We start from the raw sequence: 21,777 nt of genomic DNA, 5'->3' as shown, positions 1-21,777 counted from the left end.
CCGCGTCCCGGCGTGGAGGGCACGGCCGGGCCCTTGAACCATCGCGTGAGCTTCGCAGGAGGGGCGCATGCAACACAAACTGAGCGTGATCGAGAAGGTCGGCTTCGGCGCCGGCGACATGGCCGTGAACGTGGTGATGTCGTCGATGATGCTGATCATCACCTTCTTCTATACCGACATCTACGGCCTCAAGCCGCAGGACCTGGCGATGCTGTTCATCGCCGTGCGCATGATCGACGCGATCACCGACCCGCTGATGGGCATCGTCACCGACCGCATCAACACGCGCTGGGGACGCTACCGTCCGTACTTCCTGTTCCTGTCGGTGCCGTTCGGGCTGGCGGTGTTCCTGACCTTCAGCACCCCGGACCTGAGCTACAACCTGAAGCTGGCCTACGCCTACGCCACCTACCTGCTGGTGATGCTGATCTTCACCGGCGTCACCATTCCCTACATCTCCATCATCGGCGTGCTCACCGCCGATCCCAAGGAGCGCCTGTCGGCCAACGGCTACCGGCTGTTCTTCGCCAAGGTCGCCGCGTTCCTGGTCACCATCGTGGTGCCGCAGCTGGCGGTGGCCTGGGGCGGCGGCGACCTGGCGCGCGGCTACCAGTGGGCGATGGGGCTGATGGGGGCGATGGCCACGCTGCTGTTCCTGTTCTGCTTCTTCACCACCACCGAGCGCGTGCAGCACGAGGTGGAGCGCAAGCCGTTCATGGAACAGCTGCGCCTGCTGCTGCGCAACGACCAGTGGCTGATCCTGTGCGCGGTATGCGTCACCGGCACGGTGGGCTACGTGGTGCGCGGCTCGGTCGCCGCGTACTACGCCAAGTACTACCTGGGCGGCGACGCCAAGCTGCTGTCCGCGTTCCTGTCCACCGGCGTGGCCGCGGCGATCCTGGCGATGGTCGCCTCCACCTGGATCACCAAGGCGTTCTGCAAGATCAAGCTGTTCCGCTACAGCCAGCTGCTGGTGGCGCTGCTCAGCGTGGCGATGTTCGTGCTGGTCAAGCCGGGCGACACGGTGCTGGCGTTCGTGCTGTATTTCCTGATCTCGTTCGTGGTGGACCTGCACGCGCCGGTGTTCTGGTCGGCGATCGCCGAGGCGGTGGACTACGGCGAGGCCAAGACCGGCAAGCGCGTGGCCGGGCTGGCGTTCGGCGGCATCTCGTTCTGCCAGAAGGCCGGCATGGGCATTGCCGGCGCGCTGGTCGGCTGGCTGCTGACCTACTACCAGTACGTGCCCGACCGCCCGCAGAGCGCCTTCACCCTGACCGGCATCGCGCTGATGCTGTCGGTGATTCCCGGCGTGTTCCACGCGCTGATGGGCGCGCTGATGTTCGGCTACCGCATCACCGACGACTACTACCGCCGGCTCACCCAGGGCCAGTTGCCGCTATCGCTGCGAGGCGTGGCGGCCGCCCCTCCGGCCACACCCACCTGACGATCCACGGACCACGCAGCCATGCACATCACCAATCCGCTGATACCGCAACGCGCCGATCCATTCGTGCTGCGCCACCGCGACGGCTACTACTACTTCACCGCCTCGGTGCCCGAATACGACCGCATCGAGCTGCGCCGCGCACCCACGCTGCAGGACCTGGCCGGCGCCGCGCCGGTCGCGGTCTGGCACGCGCCTGCCAGCGGCCCGGCCAGTTCGCTGATCTGGGCGCCGGAGCTGCACCACATCGACGGCGCCTGGTACGTGTACTTCGCCGCGGCGCCGTCGCGCGAGATCCGCGACGGCCTGTTCCAGCACCGCATGTACGCGCTGCGCTGCGCCGCCGACAATCCGCTCGACGGCCCCTGGGAGTTCCTCGGCCAGGTGCACAGCGGCATCGAGGCGTTCTGCCTGGACGCCACCACCTTCGAGCACCGCGGCCAGCGCTACTACGTGTGGGCGCAGAAGGCGCCGCAGATCGCCGGCAACTCCAACCTGTACATCGCGCCGATGGCCACGCCCACGCAGCTGGCCGGCGCCCCGGTGCTGCTGACCCGCCCGGAACTGGAGTGGGAGGTGCAGGGCTTCCTGGTCAACGAGGGCCCGGCGGTGCTGGTGCGGCATGGCAAGGTGTTCGTCAGCTACTCGGCCAGCGCCACCGACGAACGCTATTGCATGGGCCTGCTGTGGGCCGACGCGGATGCCGACCTGCTCGACCCGGCGTCTTGGCACAAGGCCACGCAGCCGGTGTTCGCCACCGACGCGGAGCGGCAGGTGTACGGCCCCGGCCACAACAGCTTCACCGTCTCGGCGGACGGCCGCCAGGACCTGCTGGTCTACCACGCGCGCAACTACCGCCAGATCGAGGGCGACCCGCTGTGGAATCCCGACCGCCACGCCTGCGTGCAGCCGCTGCAGTGGGATGCGCAGGGCATGCCGGTGTTCGGCCGCCCGCAGCGCGAAGCGCAGATCGGCGGTGGCGCATGAGCGCCGCATCGCTGCGGCTGACGCTGGCGGCGCTGGCCGTGCTGCTGGCGGGCCAGGCGTTCGCGCAGGCCCCGCCGGCCGGCGCCGACGCCGGCGCCTCGATGCTCGAGCAGCCGCCGATCGCGGTGCCGCGCAAGGGCTACCACGCCGACGTGCTCGCCCACGACCCGGTGATGATCCGCCAGGGCAAGACCTGGTACCTGTTCATCACCGGCCCGGGCATCAGCGTCTACAGCTCGAGGAACATGCGGACCTGGAAAGCCGAGCCGCCGGTGTTCGCGCAGATTCCGGCCTGGACCGAGGGCGTGGTGCCGCGTTTCAACGGCCATATCTGGGCGCCGGACATCTCCTTCCACGACGGCGTCTACACGCTGTACTACTCCGTCTCCAGCGGCGGCAAGAACACCTCGGCGATCGGCGTGGCCACCAACACCACGCTCGATCCCAAGGACCCGGCCTTCGCCTGGAAGGACCACGGCATCCTGATCCGCTCGCTGCCGCAGCGCGACCTGTGGAACGCCATCGATCCGAACCTGGTCGAGGACGCGCAGGGCACGCCGTGGCTCAGCTTCGGCTCGTTCTGGGGCGGGCTGAAGCTGGTCCGGCTCAATCCCGACCGCGTCAGCCTGGCCGAGCCGCAGCAGTGGCATACGCTGGCCAAGCGCGAGCGCTCGGTGCTGGTCGACGACGCCGAGCCCGAGCCCGCCGCGCTGGAAGCGCCGTTCGTGTTCAAGAAGAACGGCTGGTACTACCTGTTCCTGTCGTGGGACCACTGCTGCCGCGGGGTCAAGAGCGATTACAAGATCATGGTCGGCCGCGCGCGCGAGGCGACCGGCCCGTACCTGGACAAGGACGGCAAGCGCCTGGACCAGGGCGGCGGCAGCCTGGTGCTGGAAGGCACGCCGCGCTGGTTCGGCCCCGGCCACAACAGCGCCTACACCTTCAATGGCAAGGACTACCTGGTGTTCCACGCCTACGACGGCAACGACGGCGGCCGGCCCAAGCTGAAGGTGCTGCCGCTGCGCTGGGATGCGCAGCAATGGCCGCGGGTGGACGCCAAGGCGCTGCAGAAATAGCGTGCCGGACGCGTGCCTGGCGCGCAGCGGCCAACGCGCGCGCCGGGCGCTGCCGTCGCGCGTGGCGCTCTTGCTCGTGCGCAGCCGCGTCCACCGGGTGCGTACGTGGCCGCGGTCGCGTGCGCGGCCCTTTCGACCGGTCCGCAGCGTCGCGGTCCGCACGCGGCGCGCCGGCGTAGAATTGCCGCTCACGTCAGGAGCGTCGTCATGCTGAAGATCTGGGGCCGGCACAACTCGAGCAATGTCCGCAAGGTGCTGTGGTGCGCCGAGGAGATCGGCATCGCCTACGCGTCCATCGAAGCCGGCGGCGCCTTCGGCGGGACCGACGATCCCGAGTACCGGGCGATGAACCCCAACGGCCTGGTGCCGGCGATCGAGGATCACGGGCTGCCGTTGTGGGAGTCCAACACCATCGTGCGCTACCTGTCGGCGCGCTATGCGCTGGGCACGCTGTACCCGGAGGATCCGGCCGAGCGCGCGCGTGGCGAGAAGTGGATGGACTGGACCACCTCCAGCTTCGCCGTGGCCTTCCGCGACCTGTTCTGGGGCACGCTGCGCACCGCGCCCGAGGCGCGCGACGAGGCCAGGATCGCCGCGGCGCTGAAGCATTCCGGCGAGCTGCTCGCCATCGCCGATGCCGCGCTGGCGCGGCAGCCGTGGCTGTCGGGAGAGCGCTTCGCGATGGGCGACATCCCGCTGGGCAGCTTCGCCTACGCCTGGTTCGAAATGCCGATCGTGCGGCCCGCGCTGCCGCATCTGCAGGACTGGTACGCACGCCTGCAACAGCGTCCGGCCTACCGCAAGGGCGTGATGACGCCGCTGACCTGAGCATGGCGCCGTCTGCGACCAGCAGCGCCGCGCCGTTTCGCGGCGCGGCCGTTCCGGTCGCGCGCTCCCGACATCCGACGGCAAGGAGCCGCCCCCTTGATCGAAACGCCGAAAATCGTGTTGTGCATTCCCGGTCCGTGGCAGGACCGCTCGGATCTGGTCGCGCGCATCGTCCGCGACAGCGGCGGGTATCTGTTCGCCGGGCGGGTCCTGTTGCAGGTGGAAAGCGGCGACGCGTTCGAGCTGCAATACGAGCTGCACGACCCGCGCATGGCGGCCGCGTTCGCCGCCGCCGGGCCGCATTGGCTCGAGTCCGACGAGATGGCACGCATCCACGCGCACGCCTCGGTCGTGTACCTGATCGGCGATGGCGGCTCCCGGGCGCGCGCCGAGGCGATGATGCTGGCGGCCGCGGCGCTGCTGGACGCCGGCGGCCTGGGAGTGAAGGTCGAGAGCAGCGGCGTCGCGCACGGTCCAGGGGCGTGGCGCCAACTGTGCGCGGACCTGGCCTTTTTCAGTGCCCATCGCGCGTATGTGCTGAACGTCACCGGCGAGCAGGTCCATTCCTGCGGCATGCACCATTTCGGCATGAAGGACGCGATCATCGATGCGCAGGCGGCGCCCGATCCGGTGGCGTTGCTGCACACCTTCACCTGGTATCTTTTCACCGAAGCGCCTGCGATGCGCGAGGGCCACACCTTTGCCGTCGCGGAGGATGCGCCGCGCTATCGGCTCGAGGCCGAACCCCGCGCCCAGTTCCAATCCGGCGACCTGTTCGCCAATCCCTACGGGCTATGGCGGCTGACGCCGGTGTGAGCCGGCGATTCGAGATGCACGGCGGGCCGCCGTACATGTAGGAGCGGCTTCAGCCGCGACAGGACCTCACCGAACCCTTCATTGTCGCGACGACCCCATACACGCTGCCGACTGCAAGGACACAGGCGAAAACGCTCAGCGCGGCGGATGCACCGTGGCCGCCACCAGCCGGACCACCAGCGGTCGCACCACCAGGATGCAGCAGAACGCGGTCGGCATCGCCAGCCGGTAGGCGCCGAGCACGCGCTGCAGGTAGCCATCGCTCCACCCGGCATTGGCCGCGGTGATCACCAGGCACATCAGCATCGCCATGATCGTGGCCATGTAGAACGCGAACACGAACGGGGTGGCGCGCACGCCAAGCTTCCAGCGCGGTGGCGCGGCGATTTCGAATTCCTGCATCGGTGGCTCCTGAAGGGCAGTGGGCGGGCCGTACGGCTCGGGAGGCGGCACGTTAGCAACGGGCCGCGCGCGGCAGTAGGCGAGGGCGCGTTGCGACTTTGTAAACTGCAACTTACGAATGCATCGCGTATACCGGCCTTCCTTGAACATCCTCCAGTCCATCCGCAGCTTCATCCACACGGTCGACGCCGGCAGCGTCGCCGGCGGCGCCAGGGCGCTGGGCATCAGCGCCGCGGCGGTGAGCCAGAACATCGCGCGGCTGGAGGCGCACCTGGGCGTGCGCCTGCTCAACCGCACCACGCGCAGCCTGGCGCTGACCGAGCGCGGCGCGCTGTACCTGGCGCAGGTGCGGCAGCTGGACCTGGACCTGGAGCGCGCGCGCCAGTCGGTCGCCGACGTGCATGCCGCGCCGGAAGGGCGCTTGCGCGTGGCCAGCACCGCCGCGTTCGGCCGCCACGTGCTGGCGCCGCTGTTGCCGGCGCTGGCCGCGCGCCACCCGCGCCTGGCGATCGAGTTGCTCAGCGCCGACCACCGCGTCGACCACGCGCAGGAAGGCGTGGACGTCAGCATCCGCATCGAGCCGCAACTGGAAGACGGCCTGGTCGCGCGCTGCATCGCCGCGGTGCCGTTCGTGTTCTGCGCCGCGCCGGAATACCTGGCGCGTGCCGGCACCCCAACGACGCCGGAACAGCTGAAGGACCACGCCTGCCTGCTGCTGCGCTGGGCGGTGGACGGCCGCTACCTGCGCTGGGGATTCGTCCGCGACGGACGGCGCTTCGACGCCGAAGTGGTGCCGACGCTGGTCGGCAACGACATCGACGCGCTGGCCGGCATGGCCGCGGCCGGCGGCGGCATCACCCGGCTGGCGGCGTTCGTGGCGCAACCCTACCTGCAGCGCGGCGCGTTGCGCGCGCTGTTCGAGTTCGACGCCGGCGGCGAGGTCAATGCCGCGCCGGAACCGATGCGGCTGTACCTGTGCGTGGCCGATCGCCGCGACTTCACTCCCAAGGTGCGCGCCTTGCACGAGCACATCGTCGCCGGCCTGCCGCCGGCATGGCGCGTGGCCAGCGCTGGATGAGCGGCGCGATCGTCGCCGGCCAGCCGCAGCCGGGCGGCGCATTGCCCCTTGCCGGCTGCGCCGCGCGTCGCGTGCATCGAACGGGTTGGCAGCACGCTGACAGCTGGCCGAAAACCCCTGGCCCGCGCGGCGCAAGCGGCCGGCAAAGCCGCTACGATGGCAGCGATCCAGGCGATTTCGCCGCCGCGTCGCGCAGTCGGCGAACGTTCGTGGTCCATGGCATTACAGCTGGTTCTCTTGGCCGCGGTATCGAATCGAAAGGATGGAGCGCCGAGTCCGAGGCTCCGTTCCGGAGGGAGTCCCCATGCGCAGACCACTGCTTGCGGTAGCTGGAATCTTGATCGTCGCGGCGTTGGCCGGCGGATATTTCTACCTCCGGAAGGAACCGCAGGCCGGCGGTAGCGCCCGGCATGCGAATGCGCGGTCCGCGGCGGATGCGGTTCCCTTGGCGGCCACTCCCAGGGAGGCGGGAGCCGCCGATGGCCTGGCGGATGGCGGACCGGGCAACGCATCGGTCATGACAAGCGCAAGCGCCCGGCAGGCGCCCGTCGGTCCGGCGGCGGCGCGCGATTCTTCGACCTTGTCGGCCATCAGCGAAGCCAACATGAAGCGCGTCGGTGCGATGCAGGCCGACCTGGGCGGCGGCGAGTCGCTGTTCAAGGATCTCCATGCGCTCCATCAGATGGAAGGACGGGACGCGGAGTGGTCGCCGCAGGTCGAAGCGAATCTCGACACCCATCTGCGCTCGAACGCAGACGCGTACGGCGGACTGGAGGTGTCGGCGCCCACCTGCAGCAAGACCCTGTGCTACATGAGCGCCGTGGTGAAGCCCGGGGTGTCGCCGAAGGCGGCGAATGCCGACTGGCAGACGCTCGTCACCTCCGCGTATGGCGAGCCCTGGTTCAGGGACAGCTTCTCGGACGCCCACACGGTGCTCGGGGGCGACGCCAATGGCACGATCTACATTTCGGTATTTCTAAGGAAATGATGGCGCCCGTCGCGCCGGACCGGCGCGCGTTCGGGAAGCGTTGCTGCACTGGCGATGCGGCAAGGTGGACGCGGACATCGCCGGGCCGCGCGTCCCATGCGTGAACCCGCGCTCCGGCGCGCAGGTGATTTTGCCGCCGCACCCGAGATTCCTCCCGGACCGAACATCGCATGCCAGGGCAGGTCCTTCCCGGCGACGAGGCGGGCTGCGCCTACGGCAACGTGCCGACCACCGCCGTTTCGCCGGCGCGCGCGCCCGGGCGGCGCATGATCCAGTTGAACAATGGCGTGGCCATCAGCGTGGACAGGATCGCCATCAGCACCAGGATCGAGAACAGGCCCTGGTCGATCACCCCGGCCTGCAGGCCGATGTTGATGATGATCAGCTCCATCAGCCCGCGCGCGTTCATCAGCGCGCCGATCGCCATCGCATCGCGGTTGTTCTCGCCGGTCAGCCGCGCCGCGGCCCAGCAGGCCAGGCCCTTGCCCATGAACGACGCCAGCAGGATCGCGCCGGCGGCGAGCAGGATCTGCGGATCCAGCAGCACGCTGAGCTGGGTCTTGAGCCCGGAGAAGGTGAAGAACATCGGCAGCAGGAACACCACCACGAACGGCTGCAGCTGCTCGCGCAGCTTCTCGGTCAGCGCGCCCTTGGGCAGGCAGGCGCCGAGCAGGAAGCCGCCGAACACCGCGTGGATGCCGATCGCGTCCATCGCCCAGGCGCTGACGCAGAACAGCATCAGCACCACCGACAGCACGCCGGCGCTGAGCGGCTGGTCCGGACGCACGTGGTCGGCCAGGCGGCGCAGCCAATGGCGGCCGACCAGCATCATGAACAGCGCGTAGCCCACGCCGCCGCCGATCGCCAGGTAGGCGCTGCCCCAGCTGCCGCCGAAGCTGGCCAGCACGATGGCCAGGATGCACCACGCCGCCGCGTCGTCCACCGCGCCGGCGGTCAGCGCCAGCGTGCCCAGCGAACTGCCGGTGAGCCCGCGCTCGTGGATGATCCGCGCCAGCATCGGGAAGGCGGTGATGGCGATCGCCGCGCCGAGGAACAGCGAGGCCTCCAGCACCTTGGCCTTGGCCGAGAACAGCCCGGGCACGTGCAGCAGCCACGGCACCAGCGCGAACGCGAGCACGAACGGCACCGCGATGCCGGCCAGCGACACGCTCATCGCGCTGCGGTAGCGCGCACGGAAGTGGTCGCCGCGGAAGTCGGTGCCGACCAGGAACATGTACAGGCCCACGCCTAACTGCGCGGCCACGTACAGCATGTCCAGGGTGGGCTTGGGGAACAGCGCCTGCTGCACGCCCGGCAGCAGCCAGCCGAACAGCGACGGGCCGAGCATGACCCCGGCGATCATCTCGCCGACCACCTGCGGCTGGCCCAGGCGCCTGGCCAGCAGCCCCACCAGGCGACATATCAGCAGGATCGCTGCCGCTTGCAGAAAGAAATACACCGACATCTGCGGAGTGGTCATGCGGCGCTTCCTGGATGGGTCGGCGGATCATAGGAGCGGACCGGGGATAAATCCATCGCCGCCGTCGCCCCGCCGCCGGCCGTGGACGCGCGCAGGCGTCGGAGGACCGGACAATCGGCGCCGGCGACCTTGTCCCGCGGGATGCCGACGGCGGCATGGACCGCCGCCAGCGGCGCTCGCGCCGGCACGCACCGTGGCGCTGCGGTCCTGCGCGATGCGGCCGCACCATCGGCAAGGCCGGTCGCCGACCATGGCGCTGTCGCACGCTGGATGATCCTCTGGGCCGGCACGCCGTGCCCATCGCCGCACACGACATTTGCCGACGGTTCGATACCGCTAAGCCCTCGCAGCACCCGGACAGTCCACGCATGCGCATGCGCATGCGCCTGCGCATCGCGATACCGACCGCACCAGACACGCGCCGGACGTCGGGCGGCGCGTTTGGAAACCCGCTCGCGGCGACGCTCCAGGACCCGCCTTTCCGAGTCCCGAGTCCCGAGTCTCCAGTCCCCAGTCCCCAGTCCCGAGTCGCGAGTCCCCAGTCCCGGCCCCTCCGTTGCGCCCAGCGCCCCTGACTGTTCCAGCGGCGAGGCGCCGGTTCCGTTGACCCTGCGCCGGGCCGGGTCCAGAATGCGCGCCTCGTCCATCGACCACGATGCTCCCATGCCGCACGCACCGCTGCTGATATTGCCGAACGACCCACGCGCGAGCGCGGGCCGGGTGCGCCTGCCTCCAGGAATCGTGAGGGTCCAGCCGTAGCGCTGGGCCGACGCCACCGATTCGACGCAGACGAGCACCCGATTGGGTGCTTTTTTTTTGCCTTTCCACCGTACGACATCGCCAAGGAGAACGTGCCATGCACAGCGTCGCCGATCCCAAACCCTAGCCGCATGCCCCGTCGCCAACAGGGGCATGCGGCCTCCCGTGTTGGCAACTTGCGGAAGAAAACTCATGAACGTTCAAACCCTGTCGCGCTGGCGCAACCTCGGCATCATCGCCCACATCGACGCCGGCAAGACCACGCTCACCGAACGCCTGTTGTGGCGCACCGGCGCGATCCATCGCGTCGGCGAGGTCCATGACGGCGCCGCCACCACCGACTTCTCGGCGATCGAGCGCGCGCGCGGTATCACCATCGGCGCGGCCGCCGTGCAGACGCAGTGGGCGCCGCGCGAACAGCCGGCGCACCGGCTGACCCTGATCGACACCCCCGGGCATATCGATTTCGCGATCGAGGTGGAGCGCTCGCTGCGCGTGCTCGACGGCGCCGTGGTGGTGTTCTCGGCGGTCGACGGCGTGCAGCCGCAATCGGAGACCGTGTGGCGCCAGGCGCGCCGGCACGGCGTGCCGCTGGTCGCCTTCGTCAACAAGATGGACCGCGCCGGCGCTTCGTTCGACGGCGTGCTGGCGCAGATGCGCGCCAAGCTCGATGCCACGCCATGGCCGGTGGGCCTGCCGCTGGGGGAGGATGGCGCGTTCGACGGCTGGGTCGATCTGGTCGGCCGCCGCGTCGTGTCCTGGGACGCCGACGGCCAGGCGCGCTCGCGCGCGTGGGCGGCCGGGGAACTGGACGCCCACGCCGCGCCGCGCGAACGCCTGATCGCGATGGTCGCCGAGCACGACGAGGCGCTGGCGAACGCCTATCTCGACGGGCGCGCGATCGGCGAGGACGAACTGCGCGCGGCGTTGCGCCGCGGCACCCTGGCTGGCGCCGGCGTGCCGGTGCTCGCCGGCTCGGCGTTCAGGAACAAGGGCATCGAGTCGCTGCTCGACGCGATCGTCGACTGGCTGCCGTCGCCGCTGGACCGCCCGCCGGTGGCGGCGCTGGCCGACGACGGCGAACAGCGCCTGGCGGCGGACCCGGACGGCCCGCTGGCGGCGCTGGTGTTCAAGATCGCGCACCAGGCGCACGCGCCGCTCGCGTTCGTGCGGGTCTATTCGGGCACGCTGCGCGTCGGCGACGCGGTCTGGGCATCGCACGCGCGGCGCACGCGCCGGATCGGGCGCCTGGCGGTGGTGCAGGCCGATCGCACCCATGACGTGCAGCAGGCCTGCGCCGGCGAGATCGTCGCGGTGCTGGGCTGGAAGGACGCGGTCAGCGGCGAGACGCTCAGCGATGCAGCGCGGAAGCTGGCGCTGGACAGCATCCAGGCGCAGCCGGCGGTGCTGTCGTGGCGGCTGAGCGCGGCCAACGCCGGCGAGCTGATCCGGCTCGGCCAGGGCCTGGCGCGTCTGGCGCAGGAGGATCCATCGTTCCGCGTCGACACCGACTCCCAGACCGGCGAGACCGTGGTCTGGGGCATGGGCGAGCTGCACCTGGAGGTGATGGTGGAACGCCTGCGCAGCGAGTGGCAGGTGGACGTGCGCACCGGCTCGCCGCGCGTGGCCTACCAGGAAACCCCGCGCACGCAGGCGCGCGGCGTGGAGGGCAAGCTGTCCAAGCAGACCGGCGGCCATGGCCAGTTCGCGCGGGTGGTGCTGGATGTCGCGCCGCGCGGCGACGGCGGCATCGTCTTCGTCGACCGCAGCAGCGGCGGCGTGGTGCCCAAGGTCTATGTCGCGGCGGTGGAGAAGGGCGTGCGCGACGCGCTGGCGGAAGGGCCGCACGGCCATCCGGTGGTCGGCATCGAGGTCGCCCTGGTCGATGGCCAGGCGCATGCGGTGGATTCGTCGGACCTGGCGTTCCAGCGCGCGGCGGCCGACGCGGTGAAAGCGGCGCTGGCGCAGGCCGGCACCGTGGTGCTGGAGCCGGTGATGGCGCTGGCGATCGACACCCCGGCAGGCAATGTCGGCGACGTGGTCGGCGATCTGCAACGGCGCGACGGCCGCGTGGTGGCGATCGAGGACCGGGGCGCGCGCGCGGAGGTGATCGCGCAGGCGCCGTTGGCCCGCCTGCAGGCCTATGCCACCGCGCTGCGCTCGCTGACCCAGGGGCGCGCGTCGGCCAGCGTGAGCTTCAGCGGCTACGAGGCGGTCAGGGCGGCGTAAGCCGTCCGTCGCAGAGGGAAGGGCATGAGGAGCCGGGAGTCCGGCTCCTCTTTTTTTGCGTCGCATGTCGCCGCGAGCGCTTTCTGCGGCCGGTCATTGCCGGCGGTCACGCATGCGGGAGCCATTCCCGCCACCGGCGTCATCCGGATCGAGCCTGTTCCGATGCCGGTGCCGGTGCCGGTCGAGGCGCGGCGTGGCGCTCGAAAAAGGACCATGCCGATGTGCATCGGCATGGTCCGCGGTAGTCCGCCCGCCCCGCACGAGAGACGCAAGGACCGGCGGCGACCGTGCGCGGCTACTGCAGCTTCAGCATCACGATCGCCTTGGCCGGCAGCGCCACCTTCAGCGTGCCGTCCTGTAGGCGCGCGCCGCCGAACGCGGCCGGCTTCACCGCCTGCGGCTGCTCGAAGGTGTTGAGCGCGGTCATCGCCGGCGCGGTGAGGATCTGCCCGCTGACGCCGCCGGCCTGCACGCCGCTGACCTGCACCGACACGTCCGCGGCGCGGTTCGGATCCAGGTTGGTCAGCGCCACGTAGACGTGCCCGTCCTTGGCCTTCACCGCCGAGCCGTGCACGGCGGGCACCGTGTACTGGTCGTGCCTGTAGTCCGGCGTCTTGATCTGCAACGGCAGGTAGGTCGCGTCCTGGTACGGCTTGTACATCATGAACACGTGGTAGGTGGGCGTCAGCAGCATCTTGTCGCCGTCGGTGAGGACCATCGCCTGCAGCACGTTGATCATCTGCGCGATGTTGGCCATGCGCACGCGCTCGGCGTGGGCGGTGAAGATGTCCAGGTTGAGCGAGGCCACCAGCGCGTCGCGCAGCGTGTTCTGCTGGTGCAGGAAGCCAGGGTTGGAGCCGGGCAGGCCCTTGTACCAGGTGCCCCATTCGTCCACGACCAGCGCCACCTTCTTGTCCGGGTCGTACTTGTCCATCACCGCGCTGTGCTTGGCGATCAGCTCGTCCATGCGCAGCGTGCGCGACAGCGTCTCGATCCACAGCGTCTCGTCGAAGTCGGTGGACGAGGCGCGCGGCGGCCAGCCGCCGCCGGGCAGGGTGTAGTAGTGCAGGCTCAGGCCGTCCATGAACTTGGCGGCCTCGCGCATCATCACCTCGGTCCAGTGGTAGTCGTCGTTGTTCGGGCCCGGTGCGATCTTCAGGATGGTGGTGCCGGCCGGGGCCTTGATGAAGGTCTGGTAGCGGCGGTACACGTCGGCCGCGTATTCGACGCGCATGTTGCCGCCGCAGCCCCACAGCTCGTTGCCCACGCCGAAGTACGGCACCTTCCACGGCCGCTGGCGGCCGTTGCCGATGCGCTCCTTGGCCAGCGTCGAGCGGGCCGGGCCGGTCATGTACTCGACCCACTGCGCCATCTCGTCCGGCGCGGCGTTGCCGACGTTGCCGGCCACGTAGGCCTCGGTGCCGATCAGCTCGGCGAAGTCCATGAACTCGTGGGTGCCGAAGCTGTTGGGTTCCTCCACGCCGCCCCAGTGGGTGTTGATGCTGGTCGGGCGCTTGGCGCGCGGGCCGATGCCGTCGCGCCAGTGGTATTCGTCGGCGAAGCAGCCGCCGGGCCAGCGCACGTTGGGGATCTGCAGGTCCTTCAGCGCCGCGACCACGTCGTTGCGGTAGCCGCGGGTATTGGGGATCTTGGAATCGGGGCCGACCCACAGGCCGCCGTAGATGCCGGTGCCCAGGTGCTCGGCGAACTGGCCGAAGATGTTGCGCGACACCTTGGCGCCGGGCTGGTCGGCGCGCAGCGTGCCGCGCACCTCCACGTCGGCGGCATGGGCCACGCCGGCGGCGAGGGCGAGCGCGGCGGCGGCCAGCGGCAACAGGCGCCGCCAGCGCGTGGCGGCGTGCTTCAGGGAACGGGTCAGCTGCATCGGTGGCCTCCTTGGTACGAAAATGGCGTTCGGGCGGAACGCGCGGTGGGATCGCATGCGGCGGCCGCGGGGGCGGCCGCCGTACGCGTAGCGGAATCAGAACCGGTAGCGCAGGCCTACGGCGTAGGTCCGGCTGTACAGATTGGTACCCAGGTTGAACAGGTTCCCATTGCCGTAGTAGTCCTGGTATTTCTCGCCGGTGATGTTGGTCGCATCGAAGGTCAGCATCAACTCGGGCGTGACCTGGTAGCTCAGCTGGAAGTCCATCGACGCCTCGCCCTTGGAATACACCTGGGTCGGCATCGAGCAGCAGTAGTTGTAGCCGGTCAGGAACTCGTCGCGGTCCACCCACGACAGCCGCGAGCCGAACTTGCCGCGTTCGTACATCAGCACCAGGCTGTACGACCAGTCGGACACGCCGACCACCGGGTTGGTGCGGTAGCCGAGCAGGCGGGTGGTGTCGACCTCGTCGTACAGCGGGTCCTTGGACTGCGCGTCGATCCAGGTGTAGTTGCCCTGCACGCCGAAGCCCTGCAGCCAGTCCGGCACCCCGTCGAGGAAGTACTGGAAGCCCAGTTCCAGCCCCTTCAGCGTGCCGCTGCCGGCGTTCTGCGGCGAGGTCAGCACGTAGTTGCCGTTGAGCTCGGGCGTGCGGTCGGTGATCTGGATGCTGCGGTCGGCGTTGAAGATGAAGCCGTCCACGTCGCGCCAGAACAGTACGCCGTAGACGCTGTTGCTGTCGCTGAAGTAGTACTCCAGGGCCAGGTCGATGGTCTTGGCTTCCACCGGCTGCAGGTTCGCGTTGCCGCTGGTGGCGTAGCCGAAGCTGGCGTTGGTGGACGATGGCGGGGTCAGCACCATCGCCGGATTGAGCTGGCCGAACGAGGGCCGGCTGATGGTCTCGCCGTAGGCCAGCCGCGCCATCAGCTTGTCGGTGGGGCGGTAGCGCAGCACCGCGCTGGGCAGCACGTCGGTGCGGCGCTTGCTCAGGCTGGTCGCCTGCCAGTCGCCGAGCAGGGTGTTGTAGCCCAGGTCGGTATCGGTGCGCACCACGCGTACGCCGGCCTGGCCGTCGACGCTGCCGACCGGCAACTCGGCGCTGAAGTCGGTCTGCAGGTAGGCGGCGTAGGTGCTTTCCTCGATGTCGAAGTAGCGCGCCGGGTTGTAGGCGGGCATGCCGGTGTCGAAGCCGTACAGCGTGCGCATGTCGTCGGCATGCGAGAGCAGGTAGGCGTAGTCGGCGACGATCCACTTGCGCGGAAAGGTCGCCTCGCCTTCGTAGAAGTCGAACGGCGTGGTGCGGTACAGCTGCGGATGCGCGGACACCGCGCTGGTCCCGGCGCAGCTGGCCACCGCGCCGCAGGACGCGGAGCGGTCGCCGGCCTGCGAGGTGGCGGTGCGGCGGTCCAGGCGCAGGCCGAAGGTGAGGTTCTCGAAGAAGCCCTCGCCCAGGCGGTACTCGGCGTCGGTCTGCCAGGTCAGCGCATCGCCGGTGTCCTTGCCGTGCTGGTCGAAGTACCAGGCCAGGTCCCAGCCTTGCGGATCGGTCAGGTCGCTCTCGTCGACCGCGGCGGTGGCCGGGTTGTCGGGAAACGCCAGCGACGGGGTGCCCGAGCCGTTGCGGTTGAAATCCACGCCCAGCCGGTAGCGCACGCTGCCCATGTCCTGGATTTGGTTGAACCAGGTGTATTCGGAGGTCTGGTAGACCACCTCGGAACTGACCTTGAACGCGTCGCTGAACTGCCACTTGCCGCCCAGCGCGTAGTGGAAGGTATCGGTCTTGGCGGTACGCGCCTGGGTGCTGGTGAAGATGTACGGGTTGTTGACGTAGTTTTCCTTCACCACGTTGGTCCCCGGGTACAGCACCGAATCCTGGTAGCGGTCGGGGTTGTTGACGAAGGCGAACAGCAGCGAATTGGAGTCGGTGTTGCGGTAGCCGTTGTAGAAGGCCTCGAAGAAGTACTCGGACCAGTCGTTGGGCTTGAACTGCAGCGCCAGGTTCGCCGCCGGGCGCTTGCGCTCGCCGAAGTGGTTCCAGCCGCCCATCGCGTCGCGCAGCAGCACGTACTCGCGCGCGGTGCCGTCCACGTTCAAGGTGGAGCCGGCGGCGGTGGACAGCGGCGTGCCGCGGTCGACGATGCGGTTGCCGGCGGCGTCGAACTCGGCGATGCGCTGGTAGCTGTCGGCGTAGTACGGATCCGACGAGCCGTTCCAGATGTTCTCGTCGCGGTAGTGGGTCTTGGCGTAGGACAGGTTCAGCAGCGCGCCGAATTCGCCCGCGTCGGTGTTCCAGCGGTCGCTGAACAGCGCGCTGAGGTTGGGGTCGACCTTCTCGGTGTTGCTGGCGTAGATGCCGCGGCTGGCGACCGCGACCCGGGCGCCGTCGAAATCGAACGGGCGGTGGGTGCGGATGTCGATCTGGCCGGCGATGCCGCCTTCGATCAGGTCGGCCGAGCGGGTCTTGTACACGGTGACCTCCGACAGCAGGCTGGCCGGGATGTCGGCCAGCGCCACCGAGCGCCCGGTGGAGGTGAACATCTGCCGCCCGTTGACCGTGGTCGACGCGTCGCCCAGGCCGCGGATGGTGACCTGCGACACTTCGCCGCTGCCGCGCCCGGTGGTCTGCACGCCGGTCACCCGCTGCAGCGCTTCGACCACGTTGTTGTCGGGGAACTTGCCGATGTCCTCGGCGACGATCGCATCGACGATCTGCCGCGTGCTCTGCTTGATCGCCTGCGCGCTGATCAGGCTGCCGCGCACGCCGCGCACCTCGACCTTGTCCAGCTCGGTGGCCTCGCTGGCGGCCGCGGGCGGGCACGGGGCGTCGCGGTCGGCGGCGGTGGGGCAGCGCGCGGTGGCGGCGGTGCCGGTTGCCGGTGCCGGCGGTTGTTGCGCGAGCGCCAGCGGCGACAGCGCCAGTGCCAGCGCGGCCGGCAGCAGCGCCGGCAGCGGCCGGCGGCAGGTTGAGACGTTCCCCTTGTTCGACATGACCCCTCCCAGGTTTCGATGCGCGGCCAGCTACGCGCCTCGCGGGCGACCGACGCCGCCGCGACGGAGCACGGACGCTGGCGTCGAGTGCGATCGTCGTGGGGGGAAATTCGATCGCGGCCTGAGCATAGGCAGGCGCGGGATAACCGACTAATGAATTAAATAGCCGTTTCGATATGGTTATTGGTATTCCGCGCGTGGCCGCGCAGGCGGCGTTGTGTGCCGGTTTCCCGCGCAGGCGCAGCGTGGTCGGCACAATCGCCCGCGTCGGCGGCACCGGCGCCTGCAGGCGGCGCCGCGGCGGCAATGCGTCGGGTGCCGCGGCGCAACGGCCGCCCGGCGCACGCAACGGCGGCGCTGCGTGGCCATGAAAACGAAGGACGCCGCAGCGTCCTTCGTCCATCGCGATGCGGCCGCCGCTCAGAACCGGAAGCGCAGTCCCAACGAGAACGTGCGTTCCATGACCCCGATGTCGCGCGGGAACCGGTACGAGTCGCCGAAGTAGTTGCGGGTGACCTGGCCGAGCAGGTTGGTCGCTTCCAGCGACACGGTGATGTCGTCGTCGATGTCGTAGTTCATCGCGAAGTCCAGCGAATCGGTCGGCGCCACGTAGATCGATTGCGGCTGGTCGCCGCTGGCGGTGTAGCTGAGCGCGTACTCGCTGCGCCAGTTGTAGGCCAGGCGGCTGGAGAACGCCCCTTTCTGGTAGATCAGCACGGCGTTGTAGGCGCGGTCGGAGACGTTGACCAGGTCCTGCATTTCGCCGCTCGGCGATTCGGTCTGCGCGTCGATGAAGGTGGCGTTGAGCTGGGTGCCGAAGCCGGACAGCCAGCCGGGCAGGAAGTCGTAGAACTGGGTATAGGCCAGCTCGATGCCCTTGAGCGTGCCGTTGCCGGTATTGCGCGGGCGGCTGACCGAGTAGGTCACCCCGTCGATGACCTCGTCGCTGGCGTAGGTCTGGATGTAGCCGTCGATGCGGCGGTGGAACGCCGCGGCCGACAGCAGCGAACCGGGGCGGAAATACCATTCCAGCGACAGGTCCAGGTTCTCCGACGTGACCGGGTCCAGGTCCGGATTGCCGCCGCTGCCGGTCGCCGGCACGGTGGCGGTGGCCTGGAACAGCGACAGCTGCGGATTGAGCGCGGCGAAGCTGGCGCGGGTGATCGACTTGCCGTACGAGGCGCGCAGCAGCAGGTCGTCGCGGATCGACAGGTTGGCGCTGAAGCTGGGCAGCAGTTCGGTGTCGCTCTTGTCGATGCTGACCGGGGTATCGGCGCCGTCGACGATCTGGGTGCCGTCCAGCTGCGCATCCAGCTTCACCGCGCGCACGCCGACCGCGCCGTCCAGGCTCATGCCGCCCACGCTGGCCGAGTAGCGCGCCTGCAGGTAGGCGGCGTAGCTGTCTTCCTTGTCGTTGAAGTACAGCGCCGGGTTCTCCGCCGGCGCGGCGGCGTCGTAGCCCATCGCCGCGCGGATCAGCGCCGCGTTGGCGAGCAGGTAGCCGCGGTCGGCCACCATCCACTGCGAGGTGGACACCGACCGCTCGCCGTTGAGGAAATTGCTCGGCGTGGTCGCGGCCAGACCGGGCAGGTCGTCGACGAACACGGTGGCGCCGCTGACGTTGGTGCGCCCGCCGGTGTCGGCGGCGACGTTCTTGGCCTCGCGGCGGCTGGCGCGGAAGCCGAAGTCCAGCGTGTCGATCGGGCCGGCGTCGAGGCGGAAGCTGCCGTCGCCCTTCCACGACCAGTCCTTGCCTTCCTGCCGGCTCCACGCGTCGTAGTACTGGTGCAGCCAGTAGTTGGACGCGTCGGACACGTCGTAGGCGCTGCCGTCGGCGTTGCTGACCCGCGCGTCGGAGGCGCCCTTGTTGTCGAAGCCCATCGTGATCAGCGGCGCGATGAACGCCGTGTCCAGGATGAAGCTGCGGTTGTCGGCCTTGCTGTAGGTATAGGCCAGGTCGCTGGACAGGCTCAGCCGCTCGCCCTTCCAGCTGCCGCCGATCGCGCTCTGGTAGGTGTCGGAGCTGTTGGCGTAGGCCTGGTTGCTGGTCAGCGTGAACAGATCGCGCGCGGTGATGCTCTGGGCGACGTTGGTGCCGGGCTTGGTGGTCACGCCGACCGCGTTGTCGGCGTTGACCAGGGTCGGCAGCGGGATCCAGAAGTTGACCTGCGAGTCGTTGTCGTAGCCGACGTAGAAGTTCTCGAAGTACAGCTGGGTGTTCTCGTTCGGCGCCCACTGGAAGGTCAGGTTGGCCGAGCGGCGGTCGCGGTCGCCGATGGTGTAGATCGAGCCGATCGTATCGGGGATGTAGACCTGTTCGCCGGGGTTGGCCGGGTTGTCCTTCAGCGTGTAGATGCCGTCGAAGGTGTTGCTTTCCTGGTACCGCTGCGACTGGTAGGAGACGCTGGCCATCACCCCGAACCTGCCGGCGTCGCTGTCCCACAGCTTGTTCGCGGTCAGGCTGCCATTGGGGTCGGCCTCGCCGGAGTTGCGGCTGTACAGCGCGCGTGCGCTGCCGGCCAGGGTCCAGTCGTCCTGGAAGTCGAACGGCCGGCGCAGGCGCACGTCGATCAGCCCGCCGATGCCGCCTTCGATGTTCTCCGCGCCGCTGGTCTTGTACACGTCCACGCGCTGCAGCAGGTCGGCCGGGATGTCGGCCAGCGCCATGCTGCGCCCGGTGGTGGTGAACACGTTGCGGCCGTTGAGCGTGGTCACCACGTCGGGCAGGCCGCGCACCAGCACGGTGTTGACCTCGCCGGCGCTGCGCGCCACCTGCACGCCGCTGACGCGCTGCAACGCGGCGGCGACGCTGTTGTCGGGCAGCTTGCCGACGTCCTCGGCGACGATCGAGTCGGTGATCTGGGTATTGCCCTGCTTCAGCGCGATCGCGCTGGCGATGCTGCCGCGCACGCCCTTGACCTCGACGGTGTCCAGTTGCGTGGCCGCCGCGCACGACGCGTCCGGATCGTCGGCGGTGGGGCAGCGGCTGCTCGGCGGCGCGGCGGCGGCCTGTGAGGTCTGTGCGTTCGCGGCGGGAACCGCCAGCGCGAGGGCCAGCGCCGCCGGCAGCGCGGCGTGCGACAGGCGCGTGCGCCGTGGAATGTTGCTGATCACGTTATGCATCGCGGTAACCCCTCCCAGAGTCATCGGTGGATGGCGGCGCGTCCGCGACGTTGCCGCGGTCGCGCCCTCGGTACTGCCGGCCGTGCGCGCTTGCGCGCGGCGGCCGCGTGATGCGACCTGGCGGCGGCGCGCGCGGCGGTCCGGCACGCGGGCGATCCGGTCGGACCGGTCGCGATGGCCCGAACGTGCTGCGGAGGCGGGAGCGTCGTGCGGCTGCGGCGTGGCAACGGCGACATCGCGTCTTGTCCGGGAGTCCTGTGGCGGCCATCCCAGCTTCAGCGAGCGGAGAATAGAGGAGGGGTGGATAACCGACTAATGATTTAAATCCGCTTATCGATACAGGGATTGCAATGCTGCAGTGCCGCGAATTCGTTGGCAGCGCCGGCGGCACATGTCCCGGCGCGCGCCGCCGCAGGTGCCGCGCCACGCCGGGCGCCGGCCGCACGCCGCGATGCCGATGCCCGCGCGAAACCATATCGGCTTTGCCATGTCCCGCCCGGCGCCGGCTCGCTATGCTGCGCGACTTGCGCGGACCGGCGCGCCCGAACAGGAGCCTTGCATGTCATCGATCTCGATCTTCGGCCAGCTTGCCGACGGCACCGCCGTCCACCGCCTCGTGCTGGACGGCGGCGACGGGCTGCGCGCGGAACTGCTGACCTACGGCGGCCTGTTGCGCAGCCTCAGCCTGGACACCGCGCGCGGGCGCACCGAGCTGGTGCTCGGACTGCCGACGCTGGAGGCCTACCTGCGCGATCCGGCGTATCTGGGCGTGCTCGTGGGACGCTACGGCAACCGCATCGCCGGCTCGGCGTTCGAACTGGACGGGCGGCGCTACCAGGTGGCCGCCAACGAAGGCGCCAACCACCTGCATGGCGGCACGATCGGGTTCGGGCGCCGCGTGTGGAGCGTGGTCGGGCAGGCCGACGATCACGCGCGCCTGCGCTACGCGTCGCCGGACGGCGAAGAGGGCTACCCCGGCAACCTGCGCGTGGACGCCGACCTGCGCCTGCGCGGGCGCGAGCTGGTGCTGGAATTCGAAGCGGTCGCCGACGCGCCGACGCCGCTGAACCTCACCCACCACCCGTACTTCAACCTGGCCGGCGACGCCGCCGTGGCCGCCGCCGCGCAGGTCCTGCGCGTGCCGGCCGACCGCTACCTGCCGGTGGCCGATGCCGGCCTGATTCCCACCGGCGAGGTCGCCGCGGTCGCCGGCACCGCGTTCGACTTCCGCAGCCCGCGCGAGGTGGCCGACAAGCGCATCGACGCCGACCCGCAGCTGCGCATCGGCCGCGGCTACGACCATTGCCTGGTGCTGGCCGACCGACGCGATTGCAGCGCGATGCTGTATTCGCCGCACAGCGGCGTGGCGATGCGCATCGCCAGCCCGATGCCGGCGCTGCAGCTGTACGAAGGGCAGGGCCTGGACACGCAGCATCCGGCCCTGGGCCGCGGCGTGTGCCTGGAGCCGCAGCGCTATCCCGACGCGCCGAACCGCCCGGCCTTCCCGGACACGGTCCTGCGCCCGGGCCAGACCTATCGCCACCGCATTGAATACCGTTTCGCCGATGTCGGCGCGGACGCCGCGTGGGAAGCGGTCGAGGCGGCGTTGGCCGATTGAGGTGCGCTACAGGGCTGCCAGATGTCGCGATTCCTGTAGGAGCGGCTTCAGCCGCGACACCGGCGCCGAGGCAATG

15 protein-coding genes are annotated in these 21,777 nt (G+C 69.7%); 9 read left to right on the top strand and 6 right to left on the bottom strand.

The genetic code is table 11. The features are described 5' to 3' along the window. Positions 1–67 precede the first annotated feature (67 nt). The 5 genes from JR065_RS11090 (at position 68) to JR065_RS11070 (ending at position 5,151) form a co-directional block, all read left to right on the top strand. Entirely contained in the window at positions 68–1,444 is a 1,377-nt protein-coding gene (locus JR065_RS11090) for an MFS transporter (RefSeq protein ID WP_206234219.1), read from the top strand. 21 nt (positions 1,445–1,465) lie between these two features. Continuing rightward, positions 1,466–2,431, top strand: coding sequence for a glycoside hydrolase family 43 protein (locus JR065_RS11085; protein ID WP_206234218.1), 966 nt, complete (start codon positions 1,466–1,468; stop codon positions 2,429–2,431). Continuing rightward, on the top strand, positions 2,428–3,507 hold the full coding sequence (locus JR065_RS11080; protein ID WP_206234217.1) for an arabinan endo-1,5-alpha-L-arabinosidase: 1,080 nt from the start codon (positions 2,428–2,430) through the stop codon (positions 3,505–3,507). The genes JR065_RS11085 and JR065_RS11080 overlap by 4 nt, the downstream gene beginning before the upstream one ends. Before the next feature lie 207 nt (positions 3,508–3,714). After that, positions 3,715–4,335, top strand: a complete 621-nt coding sequence (locus tag JR065_RS11075) for a glutathione S-transferase family protein (RefSeq protein WP_206234216.1) — start codon at positions 3,715–3,717, stop codon at positions 4,333–4,335. Between the two features lie 96 nt (positions 4,336–4,431). Next, positions 4,432–5,151 carry a hypothetical protein gene (locus tag JR065_RS11070; protein WP_206234214.1) on the top strand — a complete coding sequence of 240 codons (720 nt, stop codon included), beginning with the start codon at positions 4,432–4,434 and terminating at the stop codon, positions 5,149–5,151. 135 nt (positions 5,152–5,286) lie between these two features. On the opposite strand, the gene JR065_RS11065 is transcribed toward JR065_RS11070, so the two are convergent. Continuing rightward, positions 5,287–5,553: a DUF2798 domain-containing protein gene (locus JR065_RS11065; protein WP_206234213.1), complete on the bottom strand. Its 267-nt coding sequence runs from the start codon at positions 5,551–5,553 to the stop codon at positions 5,287–5,289. Positions 5,554–5,695: 142 nt separating this feature from the next. On the opposite strand from JR065_RS11065, the gene JR065_RS11060 reads away from it, so the two are divergent. After that, positions 5,696–6,631: a LysR family transcriptional regulator gene (locus JR065_RS11060; protein ID WP_206234212.1), complete on the top strand. Its 936-nt coding sequence runs from the start codon at positions 5,696–5,698 to the stop codon at positions 6,629–6,631. 304 nt (positions 6,632–6,935) lie between these two features. After that, positions 6,936–7,619, top strand: coding sequence for a hypothetical protein (locus JR065_RS11055; RefSeq protein WP_206234211.1), 684 nt, complete (start codon positions 6,936–6,938; stop codon positions 7,617–7,619). Positions 7,620–7,830: 211 nt separating this feature from the next. Here JR065_RS11055 and JR065_RS11050 read toward each other — a convergent pair whose 3' ends face one another. Continuing rightward, complete coding sequence (locus JR065_RS11050; protein ID WP_206234210.1) at positions 7,831–9,099, bottom strand: cation:proton antiporter; 1,269 nt, start codon at positions 9,097–9,099, stop codon at positions 7,831–7,833. A gap of 951 nt (positions 9,100–10,050) precedes the next feature. Here JR065_RS11050 and fusA point away from each other — a divergent pair. Next, the gene (gene fusA / locus JR065_RS11045) at positions 10,051–12,087 is read left to right on the top strand and encodes an elongation factor G (RefSeq protein WP_206234208.1); all 2,037 of its coding nucleotides are present in this window, start codon (positions 10,051–10,053) and stop codon (positions 12,085–12,087) included. On the opposite strand, the gene JR065_RS11040 is transcribed toward fusA, so the two are convergent. From JR065_RS11040 to JR065_RS11025, 4 genes are all read right to left on the bottom strand, one after another. After that, positions 12,063–12,320: a hypothetical protein gene (locus JR065_RS11040; protein ID WP_206234207.1), complete on the bottom strand. Its 258-nt coding sequence runs from the start codon at positions 12,318–12,320 to the stop codon at positions 12,063–12,065. The genes fusA and JR065_RS11040 overlap by 25 nt on opposite strands. Positions 12,321–12,382: 62 nt before the next feature. Continuing rightward, positions 12,383–13,972 (bottom strand): alpha-N-arabinofuranosidase, encoded by a 1,590-nt coding sequence (locus JR065_RS11035; protein ID WP_206234206.1) that lies wholly within the window; start codon positions 13,970–13,972, stop codon positions 12,383–12,385. Positions 13,973–14,068: 96 nt separating this feature from the next. Next, complete coding sequence (locus tag JR065_RS11030) at positions 14,069–16,960, bottom strand: TonB-dependent receptor (protein WP_206234205.1); 2,892 nt, start codon at positions 16,958–16,960, stop codon at positions 14,069–14,071. Positions 16,961–17,380: 420 nt separating this feature from the next. Next, a complete protein-coding gene (locus tag JR065_RS11025; protein ID WP_206234203.1) occupies positions 17,381–20,083 on the bottom strand; it encodes a TonB-dependent receptor in 2,703 nt (900 codons plus the stop codon). A 559-nt stretch (positions 20,084–20,642) separates the two neighbouring features. Between JR065_RS11025 and JR065_RS11020 the strand changes: the two genes are divergently transcribed. Then, entirely contained in the window at positions 20,643–21,701 is a 1,059-nt protein-coding gene (locus JR065_RS11020; RefSeq protein ID WP_206234202.1) for an aldose epimerase family protein, read from the top strand. The last annotated feature ends 76 nt before the right edge of the window (positions 21,702–21,777 follow it).

Origin of the sequence: Xanthomonas sp., assembly GCF_017163755.1 — a bacterium.
Classification (GTDB): Bacteria; Pseudomonadota; Gammaproteobacteria; order Xanthomonadales; family Xanthomonadaceae; genus Xanthomonas_A.
The sequence above is the reverse complement of the archived record's forward strand: the minus strand, read 5'-3'. Positions and strand labels throughout refer to the sequence as shown.

Bases quoted from the DNA above. Each gene is read 5' to 3' on its own strand.
- JR065_RS11025 (WP_206234203.1), bottom strand. From the start codon at position 20,083: ATGCATAACGTGATCAGCAACATTCCACGGCGCACGCGCCTGTCGCAC.
- JR065_RS11065 (WP_206234213.1), bottom strand. From the start codon at position 5,553: ATGCAGGAATTCGAAATCGCCGCGCCACCGCGCTGGAAGCTTGGCGTG.
- fusA (WP_206234208.1), top strand. From the start codon at position 10,051: ATGAACGTTCAAACCCTGTCGCGCTGGCGCAACCTCGGCATCATCGCC.
- JR065_RS11080 (WP_206234217.1), top strand. From the start codon at position 2,428: ATGAGCGCCGCATCGCTGCGGCTGACGCTGGCGGCGCTGGCCGTGCTG.
- JR065_RS11035 (WP_206234206.1), bottom strand. From the start codon at position 13,972: ATGCAGCTGACCCGTTCCCTGAAGCACGCCGCCACGCGCTGGCGGCGC.
- JR065_RS11040 (WP_206234207.1), bottom strand. From the start codon at position 12,320: ATGCCGATGCACATCGGCATGGTCCTTTTTCGAGCGCCACGCCGCGCC.
- JR065_RS11020 (WP_206234202.1), top strand. From the start codon at position 20,643: ATGTCATCGATCTCGATCTTCGGCCAGCTTGCCGACGGCACCGCCGTC.
- JR065_RS11075 (WP_206234216.1), top strand. From the start codon at position 3,715: ATGCTGAAGATCTGGGGCCGGCACAACTCGAGCAATGTCCGCAAGGTG.
- JR065_RS11055 (WP_206234211.1), top strand. From the start codon at position 6,936: ATGCGCAGACCACTGCTTGCGGTAGCTGGAATCTTGATCGTCGCGGCG.
- JR065_RS11090 (WP_206234219.1), top strand. From the start codon at position 68: ATGCAACACAAACTGAGCGTGATCGAGAAGGTCGGCTTCGGCGCCGGC.
- JR065_RS11085 (WP_206234218.1), top strand. From the start codon at position 1,466: ATGCACATCACCAATCCGCTGATACCGCAACGCGCCGATCCATTCGTG.
- JR065_RS11030 (WP_206234205.1), bottom strand. From the start codon at position 16,960: ATGTCGAACAAGGGGAACGTCTCAACCTGCCGCCGGCCGCTGCCGGCG.
- JR065_RS11050 (WP_206234210.1), bottom strand. From the start codon at position 9,099: ATGACCACTCCGCAGATGTCGGTGTATTTCTTTCTGCAAGCGGCAGCG.